The sequence below is a fragment of the Colwellia psychrerythraea genome (assembly GCF_000764225.1).
In the GTDB taxonomy this organism is placed as follows: Bacteria; Pseudomonadota; Gammaproteobacteria; order Enterobacterales; family Alteromonadaceae; genus Colwellia; species Colwellia psychrerythraea_D.
Genome location: NZ_JQED01000003.1, coordinates 265,268 through 287,316, shown reverse-complemented (window position 1 = coordinate 287,316; position 22,049 = coordinate 265,268). Strand labels below are relative to the sequence as shown.

Sequence of the window (22,049 nt, the reverse complement as noted above, 5' to 3'; positions counted from 1 at the left end):
TACCATACAGCACAATAACTGTTATGATCTCAACCTATCTTTGTCAAAGGTAACTAATGTTATGCGTTTTAATTATCGAATTGTTTTCATCATAACTGCCTTAGTATTTACCTTATCAGCCACCCTAACGATAATTAACTATTTAACCTCAATGGAAACAACGCGGGAGCGACTAAAAAATAGTGCTTTACCGCTAACAATAGATAATATCTACACTGAAATTCAGAAAAATATTATTGAACCCAACCTTATTGCCTCAATGATGGCACACGATACTTTTTTAATTGACTGGCTATCAGAAGAAGAAGATGACGTGCAACAAATTGTGCGTTACCTAGAAGCTATTCAACATAAATACCAAATGTTCACTACATTCTTAGTGTCAGACAAAAGTCGAAATTATTACTCCGCTAAAGGAATGCTAGATAAAGTTGATGGTAAAAGTCCTAACAGTCAGTGGTATTTAGATTTTCACAAGTCCTCTGAATTAAACGAAATCAATATCGATTACAATACCAATATGGGTAGTGAACTTATCATGTTTATCAATCATAAAATTCTCAATAATGATTATCATATGATAGGTGCTACAGGTGTAGGGCTGAAGACCTCTTATATCAAAGACATGCTAAAAGTGTTTAGACAACGTTATCAGTTTTCAGTTTATTTTGTTGATGTTAATGGCAAGGTGGTCATTGCTGAACAAAACGTTAAAAAATTAAAAAACCTGAATGACATACCTGAATTAGCCAGTCAATTCACTGATATTATAGGAAAAGGAAGTCAGGTCTTCGATTACACATTAGCGGGGGAAGCATTTTTACTTAACAGAAAATATATTGATGAATTAGACTTATATCTTATGGTAGAAGCCAAAGTTAACAACTTCACTAAGGCTGCAGAAGATACCTTTTATCTCAATATATTTTTCTCGGCAATCATAACTTTACTTATCAGCTTTATCATTGTGCTATATGTGAGAAAAATTCATGTGAAATTAGATAAGTTGGCCAGCCATGATGATCTGACTGACTTGCCTAACAGACGCTGTTTTCATGAAGAGTTAGCAAAACTGTTATTGCTCAAAGAACGTAATAATAGCAAGCTATCGCTTGTGTTTATTGATATAGATAACTTCAAATATGTCAATGACACTAAGGGACATGATATTGGTGATAAAGTACTAATTTCTTTAGCAGAAATACTAAACACTAACGTTAGAAAAAGTGATTTTGTAGCTCGATGGGGCGGTGAAGAATTCATTATTCTTTTGATCGACTCTGATATTAACCAAGCGCAGATAATTGCTGAACAATTACGCTCGCAAGTTGCCCAAAGTAATCAGTTAGCCCACTACGCAGAACAGCAAGTGACTATTAGCTTAGGCGTGACATCTGCTACAGAGAAAGATAACGTCGATACGCTGTTAAAACGCGCTGATTTAGCCTTATATAAAGCCAAATCATCAGGGAAAAACTGTATTGTCTCAAGCTAAGGCTTGATAGAGTAATTCTATTACCTGCTGCTTATTCACTTGATTGAATTTAACACCAAAAGATACACCGTCAACTTGCTGTTTAAAGTTACAAACTGTCGCGTTAAATTTAATATTGTCTTCTCCCTCACTTGTTTCGACTAAAACCTCAACCGTTTTATTTTCCGCTAGCGCTAACTTTTCACCATTGATGATATCTAACTGACCACCATTAACAGATAAATTTGTCATGGTTGTTTGCCAGTAAACATCATCAATTTTAACTTTCGCTACTATCTGAGTTTCAATGCGTATAGAAGAGCGTAATTGTTGTAATGTCACAGTGGTTGGAATGTCTAATACCATAATGCGAGAGGGAATTTGTAAGGTTTGTCTAACAGTACTAATAAAGGCAACCGCGGCACCATCTCGGCCTTCAATAAGACCACGAACGGTAATCACAGTACCTTGACCAATGTATTGAGAAAAAGCACCCAGCTTTGAAGAGTCAGGGTATTCAATTAGGACATACTTTTTAGGCAAGTAACCAATAAAATAGGTGTTAAACTTTCTTTTTTGACCCGCAGGGGTAGATATATCAATAATGATCGGCGCCCCCGCTTTCAAATAAGATAAGTTACGTGCAGAAGGTTTAGTTGGATCAATTAAGATTTCTGGTTCAGCCATATTCTTCGATGAGATAAAACGTTTAGCGTGTTAGTTACCTTAGTAAAATCAAGGCATGAATGCAACTTGCTAGCTATATACCCAAGCCATTTGAAAATGCGTGTTCAGGGCGCTTGAGCAATTCATGCTTAGACCTCCCCGCAGGGCTGGAATCGACATATTCAGGTAGTTTGGGTATATAGTAAGTTGCAGTAAATCCTAATCTTTTTTATAACCTTGCGTAGCACGGGCAATTTTCTTTTGCTCTGTGTAGCTTAGTTTCTTCTTACCGGCAAATGGGTTCAAGGTATCTTTAAACTGGATACGAATAGGTGTTCCCATCATTTTTAATGACTTACGATAATAGTTCATTAAATAGCGCTTATAAGACATGGGTAATTTCTTCGCTGAATTACCATGAATAATGATAATAGGTGGGTTATAGCCCCCCGCATGCGCATATTTAAGTTTAATACGTCGCCCTTGATGTAATGGTGGTTGATGATCAAATACTGCCATATCAAGTATTTTAGTTACCATAGCCGTTGAAATACGTTTAGTTGCAGAAACAAATGCCTCTTCAACTGATTCATATAAATGACCAACACCAGTGCCGTGTAGAGCCGAAATAAAATGTACACGAGCAAAGTCGATAAAACCTAAACGTCGATCCAGCTCAGTTTTAATACGATCTTTTTCATGATCTTCTAATCCATCCCATTTATTGACGGCTAAAACAAGTGAACGACCTGCCTCGAGAATAAAGCCTAACAAGCTTAGATCTTGATCGCTGATACCTTCTTGTGCATCAATGATAAGAAGACAAACATTGGCATCTTCAATAGCGCGTAAAGTTTTGATCACTGAGTACTTTTCCACCACATCAGTAACATTTTTGCGCCTACGAATACCCGCAGTATCAATTAATGTGTACTCACGACCATTACGCTCCATAGGAATATAAACACTATCGCGCGTGGTACCTGGCATATCGTAAACAACAACACGCTCTTCACCTAAAATTCTGTTAGTTAGCGTTGACTTGCCAACATTAGGACGTCCTATTATCGCTAATTTTATTTTGTCATTTTCTTGTGGTTCATCTTCAAGCTTTTTAGCAAGTTCTTCTTCAGTCAACTCAACTTCTTTATCATTAAAGAAGGCATCATCAAACTCACCTTCACTCGCTTCACCTTCAGAGACTTTAGGTTGACCAAGCTCTTCAATATGAGGAGTTAGAGCAAGCGTTAAAAGTTGCGTAACACCACGACCGTGGGCAGCCGCAATTTGATGAACATGCTCACCTAATCCTAATGAGTAAAACTCTGCAGCAGCAGAGTCGCCATGAATGCCGTCAATTTTATTGGCAACCACAAATATTTTTTTATTTTGTTTACGTAGGTGATCTGCAATACCATGATCTGCGGCAGTCAAACCATCACGAGCATCAACTAAGAAGAGTACAGCATCAGCTTCTTCAATTGCCATCAATGATTGTTCAGCCATAAGCACATCTATGCCCTGTTCATCACCATTAATGCCACCGGTATCAATAACAATAAACGGATGTTCTTCTACTTCAGCTTGACCATATTGACGATCGCGAGTTAATCCGGGGTAGTCGGCTACAAGAGCATCTCGACTACGGGTTAAACGGTTAAATAACGTTGATTTTCCGACATTAGGACGACCAACTAGAGCAACTACAGGAAGCATGAGCACCTCAAAGAAATTACCATGCAAGCGAGTAATGCATGGTTTTTCAAACAATTATAAAAACTAAATACCAAAACTTAAAAGCAAAACCACTTAGTCAGCTTAGTTAAAAATGATATTGCTAAAAACAAGCAACGGCTCCTAATGCACTTTGCATAGGAGCCGTTATTAACTTTAGTTGCTTTCTTTTAAATAAAACAACTCATACCAGTACAGCTTATTGCGCTGCACTGACAATTTTTGGTGTACTAATAACTTGTAAATCACCATCACGGGATTGAGTGTATATTATATCATCAACAACTGTCGGCGTTGAGTATATTCCACTACTGTCGACTTGATGACGAGACACTATTTCACCAGTTTCTTGGTTAAGCCAATGTAAATAGCCTTCAAAATCACCCACCACAACATAATCATCGACAACTGCAGGTCCAGTGACGCTCCGATTTGTTAATTCAACATTACTCCAACGCTCAATGCCATTAATTCGATTAAGGGCATAAATATGGCCGCGTGTATTAGTAATATAAATATCATTACGATAAACCGAAATTTGTCTATACGATGAATATTGACGTTTCCACAGAATTCGCCCCGATTTTAACTCAATAGCAACTAAGTTTCCTCGAGCTGAAATGGCATAAACTTTATCACCAAAGACAACAGGCGCTGAATCAACATCAATAACACGCTGCAATTCTGTGGAGCCAGTCGCCTCACCAACTTCAGTTGTCCAACCTGCTTGGCCTTTTTCAAGAATGTAAACGCCTAACTCACCTTTACCAGAGCCTATTATTACGCCACCAGACGCAATAACAGGGGTACTGATACCGCGCAATGTTAAGGCAGGAACATCTTGTTCAACTTTCCATATCTCTTCACCAGTACTCGCATCAAAGCCTTTGAGTACGCCAGAAGCGGAGTTCACTACCAAAATCCCCGAGTCAATAGCAGGTGGAGTAATGACTTCCCCTTTGATTTTAGCTTGCCAGATTAGCTCACCTGTTTCCGCATCTAAGGCGAAAACATCACCATTTTCGGTGCCAAGAAACACTTTTTTCATGCCTGCTACAGGACCACCTGCAACTAAGGCAGAAACACGACTATCCCAAAAACTGCGCTCATCATGAATATCACTTAAGTCAGCTTGCCAAACTTCATCACCACTTTCTTTATCAAAAGCGACAACATCACCCTCTCGGCTGGCACTATAGACTTTGTTATAGGCAACAATAGGTTTTATCCGTGAGAAATAGTCATTAACACCATCACCTACACTTCGGTCCCATACTATTTCCACATCAAAAGCATTATCTAAATCAGAGAGTTCAGCAACTTTAGTGCTCGGGTCTTCTTCATCACTTGACGAACAAGCAAATAGGCTTGAAGACAATAAAATGATGGCGAGGGCTTTTTTCGTACTCAGGCCTTTAAAAATTTTTTTATCAAAACAACGCATAGTTTGCCTTATTAACAACAGTAAATAATCTTGTCAAATAACCTAATTAAATTACTTAACCGCAGGTTCAGCAGCATCGACGCCAGCAACAGGCAATGTCGTTACTTGTGCTAAATCGTCTAATTTAATTTGTAAGCTTGGACTTGTAGCAATACCATCAGCGGCAATTGCTGCTTGATAAGCGCTACGAGCTAGATCTTTTTTACCCTGTTGTAGGTATGCATCACCTTTGATTTCTTCAATTGCAGCGGTAAATGATTCCGGTAAATTACTATTTAAAGTAGCAAGTGCATCAGAATAGTGTTCAAGTTGAACTTGAACACGCGCTAAACGTAAACTGGCAATCGCTTTAATACCATCAGTAGGTGCAGATTCAATTGCAGTTGTTAATTGTTTTTGAACTTGTGGCCAATCTTTATGTGTGGCTGCTTCTTTAGCAAGTGCCAACGCTGTTAAGGAAACATAGCTATTATCACCATTTTCACTGATAAATTTTTCGCCATTTTCAGTAAAAGCTTTTGCATCTTTTCCACTTTGCTCAATCAACGTTTGATAATTATCTGATACAAGTAATTCTTCTTCAAATTTATTATCTTGATACACATTAAAACCGATGAATCCTGCAAGACCTAAGACAATACCTGCGATAATAGTATTGCCATTTTGTTGCCAGTAACTTTTAATCGCTTCTACTTGTTGTTCTTCTGTTTGATAAATTTCCACTACTTCACCTTGGCCAAATGCCGTTAAATTAATTCAGATAACAAGCTCGAAACTTGGGTAAATTCCACGCTTTCTTGTTCTTTTTGCCCGCGCAAGTATTTCACCATAACTTTCTCTTGGGTAATTTCATCATCACCTAAGATTAACGCGATTTGCGCACCGGATTTATCAGCACGCTTTAATTGTTTTTTCATATTGCCGCCACCACAATGACACTGCAACCTTAACTCAGGTACTTGATCACGCCATTGTTCAGCTAATTTATTAGCGGCGACTTGTGCATCCTCTCCTAGGATAACGACATAAGCATCTACTTGAGGGCGAATATTAGATACTTCTTCTAATTCCGTCAGCATTAACACTAAACGTTCGATACCTAAGGCAAAACCAAAGGCAGGTGTTGCTTTACCACCAAGCTGTTCAACTAAACCGTCATAACGACCACCGGCACAAATAGTACCTTGTGCGCCAAGTGTCGAAGTAACCCACTCAAATACAGTACGATTATAGTAATCTAAACCACGTACTAAACGTTCATTTAATACATAGTTAATACCCGCTGCATCTAAACGAGCACAAAGCGTATCAAAATGCGCTTGCGTTTCTTCACCAAAATGATCTGATAATTTAGGTGCATTAATTAACGCTTCTTGAACTTGTGGATTTTTACTATCTAATACTCTTAGCGGGTTAGTATGCATACGTCGCTTAGAGTCTTCATCAAGTAATTCCTCATGCTCAAGCAAATAAGCAATCAAGGCTTCACGGTAATTAGCACGTTCTTCATTCGATCCTAATGAATTCAACTCTAGTGTGACAAATTCATTGATACCAAGTTCCCGCCATAAACGAGAAGTTAGCAAAATAATTTCAACATCTATGTCTGGAGTTGCAATTCCAAAGGCTTCTAAGCCAAATTGATGAAATTGACGGTAACGACCTTTTTGTGGTCTTTCATGGCGAAACATAGGTCCCATATACCAAAGGCGTTGCTCTTGGTTATATAGTAAGCCATGTTGGTTGCCTGCACGAACGCAACTTGCAGTTCCTTCAGGGCGTAACGTTAAACTATCGCCGTTTAAGTCATCAAAAGTGTACATTTCTTTTTCAACAATATCGGTCACTTCACCAATACCACGTTTAAACAACGCTGTTGACTCAACAATCGGCATGCGAATTTCAGCAAAACCGTAATTGCTGGCGACCCGACGCAGCACCGTTTCAACCATTTGCCAGATATTAGTTTCACTTGGAAGGCAATCATTCATGCCACGTATTGCTTGTAGAGCCTTTTGTTTAGCCACTGAGCTGTTCTCTCTTTTTATTTCTTTTGAAGGGCTGGTAGCGTCCCTTTCGGGCCTGCTTTCTAGCACTTATTACTGTGTTATACCAAACGGATTAATTTATTAGTCAGTTTAGAGTTACATTAGCGAGTTTAAAAGGTTTACATGCGGCGTTATTGATTTTGACAAGGGAATAACCATTCTCTTCAATCAATGCCTTGCCTCTAAGGCTTTTAATTCTCGCTAAGTGCTAAATAAATCAGTCCGATTGGTATTAAATTTGCGCAGCGCGCAGTATACCTAATAATAGCAATCGAATAAACCACGGTGCTTATCGTGTTTTCATTACCTTATACGATAATTACTGATAGTTTTAATCCTTTGTTTTAATATCAATTCTATTTTTTTCATCTAGACGCTCACTCATCGAACGTGCTTTAGCGCGGATACGCTGCTCTAATTGGTCGACAAGATCCGTATTATCAAAGCGCTCTTTCTGGCGAATGCCATCTAAATAGTAACCACTTTTTTTACTACTGCCTGTTAAGCCAAGATCTGACACCATTGCTTCACCTGGGCCATTGACGATACAGCCAATAATAGATACATCCATAGGAGTCATAATATCTTCAATACGTTGCTCTAACGCATTCACTGTTGACACCACATCAAACTCTTGACGAGAACAACTTGGGCAAGCAATTAAGTTGATGCCTCGGCTACGTAATTTAAGTGATTTTAAAATATCAAAACCCACTTTGATTTCTTCAACCGGGTCAGCTGCAAGAGAAATACGTAATGTATCACCAATGCCCTGCGCTAATAATAATCCTAAACCAACAGATGACTTTACTGAGCCTGAACGCAAACCGCCAGCTTCAGTAATGCCTAAATGTAATGGGTTATCAATTTGTTTCGCTAATAATTTATACGATTCAACCGCTAAAAAAACATCAGACGCTTTAACGCTTACTTTAAATTCATTAAAATTTAACCTATCTAAGATATCAACATGACGCATCGCTGACTCTAATAATGCTTCTGGCGTTGGCTCGGTATACTTTTCTTGAATATCTTTTTCTAATGAACCACCATTGACACCAATTCGAATGGGTATGTTGTTATCACGCGCACATTCAACCACGCTGCGAATTCTGTTTTCATTACCAATATTACCTGGATTAATACGCAAACAGTCTGCGCCATACTCAGCAACTTTTAAGGCAATACGATAATCAAAGTGAATATCGGTAACTAAAGGCACGTCAACCTGCTGTTTGATTTCACGAAATGCTTCTGCTGCATCCATAGTAGGAACACTAACACGGACAATATCGGCACCGACAGCTTCCAGAGCTTTGATTTGCGCAACCGTTGCAGCGACATCAGTGGTCAATGTATTTGTCATTGACTGCACAGTAATTGGAGCATCACCGCCAACAGGTACGTTACCTACCATAATTTGGCGAGAGACACGGCGTATAATGGGTGATTCTTTAAACATAATGTATCTTTATATTTTTCTATATGTGGAGTAGTCGATAATTCAAAAATAACAGCTTAAAAAAGGCTACTCAACAATGGGTAAGTTAAATTTAGCAATATTGCCGATATCAAAAGCCGACATATCTACTGGTTGATCATTAAAAATAATACTGGTCAATTCTGGTTTTCCCACAGTAATACGAAGTGGTGCTTTACCTTGTATGGTCATGACATAACCCGACTTTTTAACACCCCAAGCGATTCGCTCACCTGTTGCATCATAAATATTTACCCAGCAATCACCCTTAAAAGTAAAGATGGCGGTACTGAGTATAGGCTCTTTTGGCTCTGTCGATTGTACGGCTTCATTAACCAATGTATTCGCTGTTGATTCAATAACCTTTGCATCATTACTTGCCTCATTGATTAGCGAATCAGTCGTTGTGTTTAACTCAGATGTTACTTCACTACTTTTTACCTTTGGTTCTGCATCATCATTAATAAACGCTGACTCTTCATTCAAAATGGCTTCAGTAGGCTCTGCTACACTATCACTACGACCTGATTGAGATGTTTCAGTAATTTCAGTGATATTTAATGACTCATCTGCCTGTTGTCTGCTTTCTTGCAGCCACCACAATACAGTTAAACCAATAAAAACCGCCACGATGAAATAGCTCAACCACATTACCCGGCTATGTTCTGCTTGTTTGGAAGTTTCTTTAGAAAAGCTCAACATTTCGCTGCGCTGAATAGTCGCAGCGTCAAGTGCATCATAACTTGCCAGTATATCTTCTACCTCAACGCCCACTAATTTAGCATAGTTGGCTAAATAGCCTCGATTGAACGTCACTGGCATTGATGGGTCAAAGATATCATTTTCAATATCTTTAACTAGTGCTACTTTTAGGTTCAGCTTACTGGAAATAAACTCTTGTGAAAGTGATAAAGCTTTACGAGCTTCACTCAGCATAGTGCCAGGACTCAACATTTCCATGAATTCATCTAGTTCAGTGACTTGTTCAGTATTATCACTTGGTTGTTCTTTATCTACTTGAGCAGCAGGGGATACATCATTAGTCATTAATATTTTTCACTGTTTGAGGATCAACCACATAGAGCTTATCGCCTATCTGGATTTTATTTTTTTCTGAAATATTATTCCACTTACGTAATGTGTTGAGTTTGACATTGTATTCCACTGAAATACTATACAAATTCTCACCTGGTATTACAGTATGTAAAATGTCTTGGGGGTTAGCCTTGTCATTATCATTATTAACTTCGACAGCCGCAATGACTTCAGCTTCTACTACGTCAGTTTCAATGACTTCAGGTAAGGCTTCAGGTAAAGGCACATCACGCGTCGCTGGTATAGGCTGAGTTGACGTTGGTTCACTGGCGATTGAAGCTACTTGTTTAACTGTGCTGACTTCTGTTACAGCAGGTACGGCATTATCTATCTTACTATTACTCTGCACCACTTTATCTACAGTCGTAGAATTATCTATTGGGTTACTTATTTGCTTATTCTTTGTTGAAGCAGTTTTTGCTACCTGAGGAGAGAGCATCACTGTGCCTGGACCATGCGGTGGTGTTGTACTTGTTGTTACCGGTGTGGTAACTACCATTGACGTTATAACGCCAGCTGTTGCTGCTTTGACAGTATTAGTTGAACCAACCGTTGAACTAACGACTTTTACACTGTTGGTAGAGGCTGTTTCCACTGATTTTTTGGGTGAAAGTTTTACTACACGCTTTTTACGAGATGTTGATAAATTTCGATTAGTTTCTTTTTGACTCAATTGATATTTCTTCGCTAAATTATCCGCGTCGATTAGTTCTAATTCATTAAGAAGGTATTGTTTTGCTTCCCATGATTGCGGGTACATCCTAACTAACATAGTAGCGTAATTTCTTGCTGTTCTACGTTGACCTAACTTCCAATACACTTTATAGGCAAGTGATAATGAATTGGCAGTAAAACGTTGTGTACTTCGTTCAAATTTTTGTAGAAAAAGTTTAGCGTCCTTGTAATTTCCCATCGCATATTGCAAACGTACCATTTGAAGTAACGTACTTGATCTATTTGGGCTGTGATAAATAGACTTATTTAAGTACATTTCAGCCTTTTCAAAGTTGTCATTCTGTAAATAACATGAGGCAAGGTTTTCGTAGCTTTCCGATACTAATAAGTAACTTGGTACGGCAATCGCTTTAAGAAATTGAACTTCTGCTGCTGCAACATTATCTTGTCGGCATAAAAAAACACCGTAATTGTTCAAGGTATCGGCACTGTCGGCTTTAATAGATAGAGCTTGTTCAAATGATTCGATAGCGAGAGCTTCTTCACCTACAGTTTCATAATAATGGGCAAATGCTGTATGCACTTCGACTAAATTAGGTGAAAATCGTTTCGCTTTTTCAAGATTAAGTTTTGCCTGCGACATATCACCCATTTTTAAATAACCTAATCCTAAGGAAATTCGCGTTACCGCCATTTCATCACGATTTGCTTGGTTTTTTACAATAGGCTCATTATTTTCAAAGCTTTGGGTAACGCAACCACTTAACAACGTCATAGAAATTGCTGTAAAAATGGTTGGAATTAAATATTTAGCCATAGCTTTATCCAAAATATGCAATGCGGTAACCGCCTCTTATTGTTATTTTTTCACCAAAAATCAGTAGACTATCTAGACTACTTTGATAGAGATAGTGTCAGCTTTGGCTTCATCTTTCAATGAACTTATTTCAGCATTTTTTGCTGCATTTAAAACACTTCGCTTAGTTCTATCAAAAACATCACCCGCTAACTGACCACAAGCCGCATCAATATCTTCGCCACGCGTACGTCTAGTGATAACCGTTAAGCCATAACTTTGTAAAACTTTATCAAAACGATCAATGCGAGAGTTACTCGAGCGAGAGTAAGGTGACCCTGGATAAGGATTAAAAGGAATTAAGTTAATCTTACTCGGCAGCCCTTTTAATGCATGTGCTAATTCATGTGCTTGATCTGTACTGTCATTGATGTGATCAAGCATGACATATTCAATAGTTGCTTGTTTGTTTGCTTTTGAACCATTGATATAACGAGCTGCCGCCGCAACAAAATCTTCCAATGGGTATTTTTTATTAATGGGTACCAACTCATCACGCAATTTATTATTAGGCGCATGAATTGAAATAGCTAAAGCACAATCGATTTTTTCTTTAAGCATATCTAATGCAGGAACAACACCCGATGTACTCACGGTTACTCGACGCTTAGATAAACCATAACCTAAATCGTTTAGCATGGTATCAAGTGCTGGAATGAGGTTTTTCATATTTAACAATGGTTCGCCCATGCCCATCATTACGATATTGGTAATCGGGCGAGTACCTGCAATACGGGTAGCGCCAATATCATTAGCAACACGCCATACTTGACCAATAATTTCAGCCATAGATAAATTGCGATTGAAGCCCTGCTGAGCCGTAGCACAGAAGGTACATTCTAATGCACAACCAACCTGAGATGAGACACACAGTGTTGCGCGGTCATTTTCAGGAATCCAAACAGTCTCTACTTCTTGTCCGCCTTCAAGTTTCAAAGCGTATTTTATAGTACCGTCTTCTGATACTTGCTTTTCAGAAATATCAGGTGCTGAGATTACACAATTACGCTGTAATTTCTCACGTAATTTCTTATTGATATTGGTCATCTGCTCAAAATCACTATAACCAAAGTGATAAATCCACTTCATGATTTGATCGGCTCTAAAAGGTTTTTCTCCAATAGACTCCAAGTACTCACGCATACTTTTGTGATCAAAATTAAGTAGGTTTACTTTTCTGCTTACATTACTCATAGAACAAACTCTCAATAACTAAGATTAAGCTACTTAATAAGTAGCTTAAAAAACAAGGCGCAAATTGTACGCTTTTTGAGCGACAACCGCAATTTTCTAAACGCTTTTAAAGGAAATTACTATCCGCTTAAAATAGCAAAAGGATTTTACTAATTGCTCAGTAAAATCCTTTTAAATACTTAATAAAATATTAAGCAATTAAACATTAACCTTTCAATCACCTACCAAAGTAAGTCAATAAAAAATGTTAATATTAAAATCAAATTAACGAGTGCGTGGGCAAATTTCGTCATCAGAGAAGAAGTAAGCAATTTCACGAGCAGCTGATTCTAAAGCATCAGAACCGTGAGCTGCATTTTCATCGATTGAGTCAGCAAGATCAGCACGGATAGTTCCTGCTAATGCTTCAGCTGGGTTAGTAGCACCCATGATTTCACGGTTTTTAAGAACAGCGTTTTCGCCTTCTAAAACTTGTACCATTACTGGTCCTGAAGTCATGAATTCAACTAAAGCACCAAAGAAAGGACGTTCGCTATGTTCAGCGTAAAAACCTTCAGCTTTTTCTTGGCTCAAGTGAATCATTTTTGAAGCAACGATTTTTAAACCAGCAGTTTCAAAACGGTTGTAGATTTGACCAATAAAGTTTTTAGCAACTGCGTCTGGTTTTACAATAGAAAAAGTACGTTCGATAGCCATGATAAGCCCTTATAATAAATTAAAATTTTAGTGTAATTAAATAGATATCAAGCTAACAAAGTGACATCTACAAATTTTGGCGCGATTATAAACGAATTAATAGCAAACTGCTATCAATAACCGCGGCTTAATTAGTCATAACTTTGTTACATCACCCGGTAAGTATCGATTAACGTTAAAAACACCATTGGATAAGGTGTTAATTGAATAAAACAGCTATTCCTCTATAGCTATGAGTTATCTAGCATAAATCTTTTTAAATCAGTATTCGGAAGTTACTTTACAATGCCATGACCATAGATTAACCATTTAATTTACTGCGATATGACATAACTCATTCGAAACGCGACACATGCTTTTTACATGATCACTTATCAAAAGAAAGCTTTTAATTAGAAATCACGTAGTCATTACAAAACCCTACTATAAATTTTAATTTACATAGAAATCTCAGAATTTTTTGCTTTTTTATCTGGTCCTTTAGTCGTAGTTGTTAGTTAACAAAGCAAAGCATTCGATAACAAAATAAGTAGAACTTTTGCTTTTTGGAGATTTACTCAATGACGCTGTAACTCAAGCTGCTTATACTTTCTTTTCATTAATCGGTAAAAAAATAAAAAAAACTCTCTCCATTTTTCCTCTAAATATCATTTTTAGCTGTTACATTTGGTCACATTGTCGAAAAAATTCTGAAATGCTTTAATAGTTCACTGCAAGTTAAAATTAAACAACTGCAGGAATATCAATGCAATTTATTAAACGTGCGCATGGTGAAGAGCAGCCATACTGGCCAGCAGGACCATTTAAAATTAGATTACCTTTTGTTCATTACCGCTGGGAACTCCCAGAAATGATACAAGGCTTTTTTATGTTCGTGGTTGGTTTGGCCATGATCCCTTTACTTCAAAGCTATTTAGGTATGCCTTATGAAGCAGCATTAGCTTTTACTTTTATTGCAGGTATCGGTTACATTTTACCGGCTGTACTCGGCGTACCCTTAGTACCCGGTTGGATAACTCCGGCCATTCCTGTGGTTTTACTCTATTTGAAAGGTTTTGAACCTGGTCCAGAAGCAATTAGAGCCTTGTTCGCTTTACAAATTGAAGTTTCGCTCATTTTTCTAATTTTAGGCATAACTCGCTTGGGCTCTAAGTTAGTGGATATTATTCCAAACTCACTAAAGTGTGGCATCATTATTGGCGCTGGTATGGCAGCAATGATGGGGGAATTAAAAGTCGGTGGTCGTATTGATGCCACTCCAATTTCATTAATTGTTGGCTCTATTTTTTCAGCCTACATTTTATTTTCTCTATCCTTTAAAAATGTTATTAATGAAAGTTCTTTTGCCCGAAAAATTGCTAACTTCGGCATGGTACCAGGAATGATTATTGCGATGATTGTTGGTTGGTCTGTCGGCGAATACCCATTACCTGTCATAGAATGGGGCATTACTAATCCTAATTTTTCATTAATGTGGGATTATTTACCTTTCACTGTTGGCTACCCTGATTGGGAGATTTTCTTATTAGCCATCCCTACAGCAGTTATTGCTTATGTTATTGCTTTTGGCGACATCCTGGTTGGTTTTACTTTAGTTAAACGTGTCGACCATATTCGCACAGATGAAAAAATTGAAGAAAATGTTGACCGTGTTCATTTAGTTACCGCCATTCGTAATGCTATGCATGCTTTTTTAGCACCATGGCCAGGATTAGCAGGACCATTATTTACAGCTGCCCACGCAACCGTTGCTGAGCGTTATGCTATGGGTCGTAAATCAATGGAATCTATATATAGTGGCGGTGCAACATTTTGGATGAGTGGTTTACTTGCACTATTTGCCTTACCGTTAGTGACTTTATTTAAACCTGTGCTCCCCATCGCACTTTCGATTACCTTAATTCTTACCGCATATATCTGCATTATGGTTGGTATGGAGCAGCTGAAAAATTCTACAGAACGAGGCGTTGCCGGTATTGTGGCCGTGACGTTAGCTATGCCGGATCCTAAGTCGACCATGTATGCTATTTTCATTGGTGTAGTACTTTACGTGTTAATTGAACGTCCTAGACTGATGGGTAAACATGACAGTAAAGATAACATTATTTTTGCTGATGAAGCTCAAGAAGAAGCGGCTGTAGTGACGAGCAATAATTCTTAGTAATAGGAGAACATATAAATGACTGCAATAAACATTTTTGAACAATATTTAGAGCCAAATGAAGCTAACTATATGGCCCTAACTCCCATTTCGTTTTTAGAGCGAGCGGCTTCTGTCTACCCAAACAAAACAGCAACCGTTAATGGTGATATTCGCCATACTTGGTTAGAAGTGTTTCAACGCTGTACCCGCTTTGCTAGTGCTTTAGCAAAACGAGGCATTGGTCGAGGTGATACAGTCTCAGTTATAGCACCAAATATTAGCGAACACTTTGAAGTGCATTTCGGTGTACCTATGAGCGGGGCTGTGCTCAATTCAATTAATACCCGTCTTGATGCAGAAGCTATTGCTTTTATACTCGTGCATGCTGAAACTAAAGTATTAATCACGGATAAAGAATTTAGCCCAATAGTAAAAAAAGCATTGCGCATGATCCCACATAAGCCTTTAGTTATTGATATTGACGATCCTCATTTTAACGAAGGCCAATTAATTGGTTCGTTAACCTATGATCAGTTGTTAGCGGAAGGTGATAGTGACTTTGAGTTGATACGCCCTAATAATGAATGGGATGCTATTTCTCTAAATTATACCTCTGGCACAACAGGCGATCCAAAAGGGGTAGTTTATCACTATCGTGGCGCTTACCTTAATGCCGTCAGTAATGTGATGTCATGGAGTATGGGTGAGCATCCAGTCTACTTATGGACCCTGCCAATGTTTCATTGTAACGGCTGGTGTTTTCCTTGGTCGATTGCGGCAACTGCTGGTACCAGTGTCAGTTTACGTCATGTGCGTGCAGAGCCAATCTTTAATTTGATTCAAACAGAAAAAGTGGGCTATTTTTGTGGTGCACCTATCGTATTAAATATGCTTAATGGTGCTGATGCTTCATTAAAAGCTGACATCAACCATCCAGTGAAAGTAATGACTGCTGGCGCTCCACCTCCAGCTTCAGTGATTGAGGGTATGGAAGCTTCTGGTTTTAAAGTAACTCATACCTATGGTTTAACTGAAACCTATGGCCCTTCTGTTGTTTGTGCTTGGCATGACGAATGGAACGAAGAGAGTGCAGAGAAGCAAGCCAAATTAAAATCACGCCAAGGGGTTCGTTCGCCAATGCTTGATCAATTAATGGTAGCCGATCCTGAAACCTTAGAGCCTATGCCGAAAGATGGCGAATCTGTTGGGGAAATTTTTATGCGAGGCAACCTAGTGATGAAAGGGTATCTTAAAAACCCTTCAACCACGCAAACGGCTTTTGATGGCGGTTGGCTCCATTCAGGTGATATAGCGGTTTGGCACAGCGATGGCTATATTGAAATAAAAGATCGATCTAAAGATGTCATTATTTCAGGGGGTGAAAACATTTCTAGCGTAGAAGTAGAAGATATTTTATATCGACACCCCAAAGTTCAAGAAGTGGCTGTGGTAGCTAAAAAAGATGATAAATGGGGAGAAACTCCTTGTGCGTTTATTACACCAATGCCCAACATTGACATCACCGAAGAAGAAATGATCGCATTTTGTCGCGATAATATGGCACATTTTAAAACGCCAAAAACCATCGTATTTGGTGAACTACCAAAAACATCAACAGGTAAAATACAAAAGTTTGTTTTGCGTGCACAAGCAAATAAGTAGTATGACGACTTTCTAAATAGTAGTTATATACTCGAACGGCTGCAAACTACATGACCCTGTATAGAAGTTGTTTAAGTATAATCCCTCCCAACCTCCTACTATTTTTTGGGCTGGCTTCTGGCCAGCCCTTTTTTTATAATTATTTTATTGTTTAATTAGATACAGGTGATTAATGTTTTTACAGCAAAAACTGTCCCGTACTTTCTTTTCTGCCATCGCCTCTATCTTACTCGTATTACTGATTGGTATTTATTGGTATTCAGTGCCATTAATTAATAAAGAAGTCTACAAAATTGAAAAAAATGCCAGTCGCTTAGTGTTAAATAACGTCTTCGAATTAGCCAGTACGATGCAACTCAATCTAAAACCTCGTAAAGAAGAGGTCGTCCATAGACTTCGTCAAATAATAAAAAATAGTGTCATAGCTAAGACTGGCTATCTTTTCATTTTTGATGAACAAGGCAATATGCTGCATCACCCCAACCCCAATATTAATGGTACTAACGCGTTACTACTTAAAGATCCAAAAACAGGTAAGCCTATTTTGCAAGAGCTTATTGCGGTTGCCGATACAGGAAAGGAACTAGAATATCTTTGGGATAAACCTAGCGATGCCAATAATTATAGTTACCGTAAGTTATCCTTAGTACGACACTTACCTGAATTGGGTTGGTATATTTGCTCTTCAGTCTATATTGACGAATTGCAAAGCAGTGGAAAACTGCTGAGCCAACGCATTTTAACCATGGGTTTTATAGCCTTCATGTGTGCTATTTTTTTAGCGTTAATTTTTTCGTATTGGATAACTAAGCCTATCAATACGCTGGCGCTAATTGCTCGAAAAGTGAGTCAAGGCGACCTAACCGTAACCAGTGGTATATCTCGAGCCGATGAGCTAGGGATCTTGGGTAAAGCATTTGATGATATGGTAGAGCAAATGCGTGAAAACATTGAGATGCTTGATTTAAAAGTTGCCTCACGAACGCAAACATTGGCTACAACCAATGCGCAATTACAACAGGCACTGAGTGAAAGTCAGCAAGCGCAACAGCAATTAGCACAAGTACAACATATCAATGCAGTTGGCCAACTTGCAGGAGGGTTAGCCCACGATTTTAATAACATACTCACTATTATTTTAGGCAACTTGCTCGCTGCGCAACAAGATAATGAGCACAATAAAGCGTTATTATTACGCCTACTTCCAGCAATAAAAGCTTCACGTAAAGGAAGTGACATAACTAACCGTTTATTAGCCTTTTCACGACGACAATATTTGGTTCCCTGTAGAGTAGATATCACCGCATTAATTGAGGAGACCATCGAATTATTGAAGGGTTCTTTACCTAGCAAAATCACAATTAACGCTAATTTTTCCAGTGAAGACTTACAAGTCTATGTCGATGCTAACCAGTTAGAAAACTGCTTAATTAATTTGGTACTAAATGCAAAAGATGCCATGCCAAACGGGGGGGTTATCACACTTATTATTAGTAAACGCATTGTGGATAACGTTTTACAATTTGATGAAGACGTTGCTTTAGGCGAGTACCTTGATGTCACTATTATTGACGATGGATGTGGTTTTTCCGATCAAGCGATAAACAAAGCATTCGAACCTTTTTTTACTACTAAGGATACTCATCAAGGTTCAGGTCTGGGCTTAAGTATGGTCTTTGGTTTCATTAAACAGTCACAAGGCTACATTCGCATTGCCAATCAAGTAAATGGTGGCGCTAAAATATCATTTTTACTCCCCTTACTTAATTGTGAAAAAGAAAAGTTAACGTCAAAAGCAGTATTCGATGATCATAAAGAGATAACGAAGGAGACAGAGTTTTCCAATAAGCTAATATTATTAGTAGAGGATGACCATGATGTTCGCGCTATTATTAGAGAACAACTGATATCATTTGGTCTAAATGTTATCGAAGCAAATGATAGTGATGAAGCAGAACAACTTATTGATACTATCAATGACTTATATGGTATGGTTTCAGATATTAGTATGCCGGGTAATAAGGATGGATTTGAACTGGCTACCTTGCTAAAAAGTCACTCTCCTACTTGTAAAATTGTACTCATGAGTGGCTATTTTCAACAGTACAAAAAGCCAGATGAAGACACGCCTATTTTGTTAAAAAAACCTTTTGCGGCAAGTCAGTTATTTCAAGCATTACAATAAGAAGAGTCGAGGTGATGACACTTGTGAATACTAAACCTTTAATTTACGTTATCGATGACGAAGCAGACATATGTGACTTAGTTTGTCAAGAACTTGAGCGCTATAACTTTACTACACAATCATTCACCACAGGCGAACAAGCCTTAATCGCGATAAAGAAACAATTACCAACACTTTGTATTATTGACCTTGGCTTACCTGATATGGATGGTTTGTCCTTAGTGAAACAGCTTTTTGACGATAAAAAAATTGGTGTCATCATTTTATCTGGTCGAAATAGCTTACCCGATAAAGTACTAGGCTTAGAGCTAGGTGCAGACGATTATATTGGCAAACCTTTCGATCCACGAGAACTCGTTGCTCGGGTAAAAAGTATCATTCGGCGAATTGTCGTCAATGAATTACCAACCAAGACACTTCATACCGCATGTTTTGGTGATTGGACATTTGCCCAATCAACACTCACTTTAGCCAACAACAAAGGCGATAGTTTTATGCTGAGTGCTGCAGAAACAGAAATATTAATGGTCTTATTAAATGCTCCCAGACAGATATTGTCGCGAGAACGTTTATTGAGTGAAGATGCAACGTCTTTTGATCGAAGTATTGATGTGAGAATGTCGAGGTTAAGAAAAAAAATAGAAGATGACCATAAAAACCCAAAAATAATAAAAACAGTATACGGTGCTGGTTATATTTTTACTTTGGACGTTATTTGGCAATAAGAAGTCTAGTTACGACTAAAAACAAACAGAAGTATAAATTAATTGGTTCAGTTTTTCTCTCTTTGGTTTACCAAGTCAGCCCAACTCTGTAAAAACAGAATTGGGATTAACTAGTCATATTCGTTAACTACAAACTCGTTCTACGATACTGCCGATATTCTGGCTTCCAAAAATTATGTTCAATTTTTGCTAACAGCTCATCATTCGTTAATTCCAAGGCTAAGCCTTGTTCAAAAGCAACCTTAGCTATCGCAAAAGCAATATTTTTACTTAACTGTGCAATAGACGTTAAAGGTGGCAATAACTCTGCAGACTCATTATTTGCAAGTGGTGACGCTGCTGCTAAGGTTTCACTGGCAACTTGTAACATCTCATCCGTTATCCGACTAATATTTGCTGCCACAACGGCTAAGCCGACACCTGGGAAGATATAACTATTATTACATTGAGCAATGGGGAATGTTTTTCCTTGGTACTCAATGGGTTCAAACGGACTACCTGTCGCAATAATGACTTCGCCTTGTGTCCAATTAATAACTTGGCTAGGTGTTGCTTCAACTTGACGAGAAGGATTACTTAACGGGAAAATAATTGGCAACTGGCAATGAGACTTCATTGCGGTAATGACTTTTTCTGTAAATAATCCCGCCTGGCCTGAAACACCAATGAGAATATCGGGTTTAGCGCCATGCATAACTTCAACCAATGAGGCAAACTCGCCGGCAATATCCCATGTGCTAATAGCTTCATGGCTTTGTACAAGTTTTTGCTGAAAATCACGTAGATCTTCCATTCCTTGTGTTAATAAACCAAACCTATCCACCATAAATACTTGGCTACGCGCTTGTTCCGCATCAATGCCTTCATTGATCATCTGACTAATGATTTGTTCTGCAATACCACAGCCAGCGGAGCCTGCGCCAACAAAAGCAACTCTTTGCTCTGATAGTTTTTCACCTTTGCTGCGACAGGCTGCCAGCAAAGTCCCCACAGTAACCGAAGCCGTTCCCTGAATATCATCATTAAAACAACAAATTCTATCTTTATAACGTTGTAATAAAGGCATGGCATTAGGTTGTGCAAAATCTTCAAATTGCAGCAAAACATTAGGCCAGCGGCGTTTTACTGCGCTGATAAATAGTTCCACAAATTCATCATAAGAATCTTGATCGATGCGTTTATGTCGAGCGCCCATATACATAGGGTCATCTAATAGTTTTTGATTGTTAGTACCCACATCAAGCATGACAGGCAAAGTATGTGCCGGGCTAATACCACCACAAGCTGTATAAAGAGACAGCTTACCAATTGGAATTCCCATGCCGCCAATACCTTGATCACCAAGACCTAAAATGCGTTCACCATCGGTAACTACAATGACTTTGACTTTATTTTTAGTCGCATTGCGCAACATGTCATCAATATTAAACCTATCTTCATAAGAGATAAATAAACCACGCGAACTTCGGTAGATATCAGAAAATTGCTCACACGCATCCCCCACCGTTGGGGTATAAATAATGGGTAGCATTTCAGCTAGGTTATTTTGAACTAATTTAAAGAATAACGTTTCATTATTATCATGAATTGCACGTAAGTAGATATGCTTATTGATGTTAGTTTGAAAACAGCTGTATTGACGGTAGGCACGTTCGGCTTGTTCATCAATACTTTCAAAACGTGGTGGCAAAAGCCCCGTAAGGTTAAAGCTACCGCGTTCTTCTTTGCTAAACGCGCTGCCTTTATTCAGTAAAGGGGTTTCTAATAATGAAGGGCCGGCATATGGGATATAAAGTGGGCGTTGTGATTGAGGCATTTGGATGACTACTTATTTGTTTTGTGAATAATCGAAATAGGTGAAATTAATGGTGCAAAGTATATACCCGCTCGACTTCAAGATGCAAGTTTGGGAATACTGAGAAACTTCATTTCTAGGTGCATCAATAAAGTCATGGCATTCCTTTATAAATCG

At 38.3% G+C, this 22,049-nt stretch carries 16 protein-coding genes; 5 read left to right on the top strand and 11 right to left on the bottom strand.

The features are described from left to right. The first annotated feature begins 61 nt into the window (after positions 1-61). Positions 62-1,495: a sensor domain-containing diguanylate cyclase gene (locus tag ND2E_RS19915; RefSeq protein ID WP_033092034.1), complete on the top strand. Its 1,434-nt coding sequence runs from the start codon at positions 62-64 to the stop codon at positions 1,493-1,495. Here the strand turns inward: ND2E_RS19915 and ND2E_RS19920 are convergent. The 10 genes from ND2E_RS19920 to ndk form a co-directional block, all read right to left on the bottom strand. Beyond that, on the bottom strand, positions 1,487-2,161 hold the full coding sequence (locus ND2E_RS19920) for a PilZ domain-containing protein (protein WP_033092033.1): 675 nt from the start codon (positions 2,159-2,161) through the stop codon (positions 1,487-1,489). The genes ND2E_RS19915 and ND2E_RS19920 overlap by 9 nt on opposite strands. Before the next feature lie 198 nt (positions 2,162-2,359). Then, entirely contained in the window at positions 2,360-3,856 is a 1,497-nt protein-coding gene (gene der, locus ND2E_RS19925; protein ID WP_033092032.1) for a ribosome biogenesis GTPase Der, read from the bottom strand. Between the two features lie 217 nt (positions 3,857-4,073). Then, on the bottom strand, positions 4,074-5,318 hold the full coding sequence (gene bamB / locus ND2E_RS19930) for an outer membrane protein assembly factor BamB (RefSeq protein WP_052056174.1): 1,245 nt from the start codon (positions 5,316-5,318) through the stop codon (positions 4,074-4,076). A 51-nt stretch (positions 5,319-5,369) separates the two neighbouring features. Further along, positions 5,370-6,041 (bottom strand): YfgM family protein, encoded by a 672-nt coding sequence (locus ND2E_RS19935; RefSeq protein WP_033092031.1) that lies wholly within the window; start codon positions 6,039-6,041, stop codon positions 5,370-5,372. Between the two features lie 23 nt (positions 6,042-6,064). Then, positions 6,065-7,345 carry a histidine--tRNA ligase gene (gene hisS / locus ND2E_RS19940; RefSeq protein WP_081961946.1) on the bottom strand — a complete coding sequence of 427 codons (1,281 nt, stop codon included), beginning with the start codon at positions 7,343-7,345 and terminating at the stop codon, positions 6,065-6,067. Positions 7,346-7,697: 352 nt separating this feature from the next. Then, positions 7,698-8,828: a flavodoxin-dependent (E)-4-hydroxy-3-methylbut-2-enyl-diphosphate synthase gene (ispG, locus tag ND2E_RS19945; protein WP_033092030.1), complete on the bottom strand. Its 1,131-nt coding sequence runs from the start codon at positions 8,826-8,828 to the stop codon at positions 7,698-7,700. Between the two features lie 66 nt (positions 8,829-8,894). After that, positions 8,895-9,893, bottom strand: coding sequence for a RodZ domain-containing protein (locus ND2E_RS19950; protein WP_033092029.1), 999 nt, complete (start codon positions 9,891-9,893; stop codon positions 8,895-8,897). Further along, positions 9,886-11,433: a type IV pilus biogenesis/stability protein PilW gene (gene pilW, locus ND2E_RS19955; protein WP_033092028.1), complete on the bottom strand. Its 1,548-nt coding sequence runs from the start codon at positions 11,431-11,433 to the stop codon at positions 9,886-9,888. The genes ND2E_RS19950 and pilW overlap by 8 nt, the downstream gene beginning before the upstream one ends. A 72-nt stretch (positions 11,434-11,505) precedes the next feature. Then, the gene (locus tag ND2E_RS19960; protein WP_033092027.1) at positions 11,506-12,666 is read right to left on the bottom strand and encodes a bifunctional tRNA (adenosine(37)-C2)-methyltransferase TrmG/ribosomal RNA large subunit methyltransferase RlmN; all 1,161 of its coding nucleotides are present in this window, start codon (positions 12,664-12,666) and stop codon (positions 11,506-11,508) included. Positions 12,667-12,930: 264 nt separating this feature from the next. Beyond that, positions 12,931-13,362 (bottom strand): nucleoside-diphosphate kinase, encoded by a 432-nt coding sequence (ndk, locus tag ND2E_RS19965; protein WP_033092026.1) that lies wholly within the window; start codon positions 13,360-13,362, stop codon positions 12,931-12,933. A 745-nt stretch (positions 13,363-14,107) separates the two neighbouring features. On the opposite strand from ndk, the gene ND2E_RS19970 reads away from it, so the two are divergent. From ND2E_RS19970 to ND2E_RS19985, 4 genes are all read left to right on the top strand, one after another. Beyond that, positions 14,108-15,523, top strand: coding sequence for a permease family protein (locus tag ND2E_RS19970; RefSeq protein WP_033092025.1), 1,416 nt, complete (start codon positions 14,108-14,110; stop codon positions 15,521-15,523). An 18-nt stretch (positions 15,524-15,541) separates the two neighbouring features. Beyond that, complete coding sequence (locus ND2E_RS19975; protein ID WP_033092024.1) at positions 15,542-17,167, top strand: acyl-CoA synthetase; 1,626 nt, start codon at positions 15,542-15,544, stop codon at positions 17,165-17,167. Between the two features lie 172 nt (positions 17,168-17,339). After that, the gene (locus ND2E_RS19980) at positions 17,340-19,352 is read left to right on the top strand and encodes a cache domain-containing protein (RefSeq protein WP_052056173.1); all 2,013 of its coding nucleotides are present in this window, start codon (positions 17,340-17,342) and stop codon (positions 19,350-19,352) included. Positions 19,353-19,375: 23 nt separating this feature from the next. After that, the gene (locus ND2E_RS19985; protein WP_223303501.1) at positions 19,376-20,077 is read left to right on the top strand and encodes a response regulator transcription factor; all 702 of its coding nucleotides are present in this window, start codon (positions 19,376-19,378) and stop codon (positions 20,075-20,077) included. 127 nt (positions 20,078-20,204) lie between these two features. Here ND2E_RS19985 and ND2E_RS19990 read toward each other — a convergent pair whose 3' ends face one another. Beyond that, entirely contained in the window at positions 20,205-21,893 is a 1,689-nt protein-coding gene (locus tag ND2E_RS19990; protein WP_033092022.1) for an NAD-dependent malic enzyme, read from the bottom strand. Between the last annotated feature and the right edge of the window lie 156 nt (positions 21,894-22,049).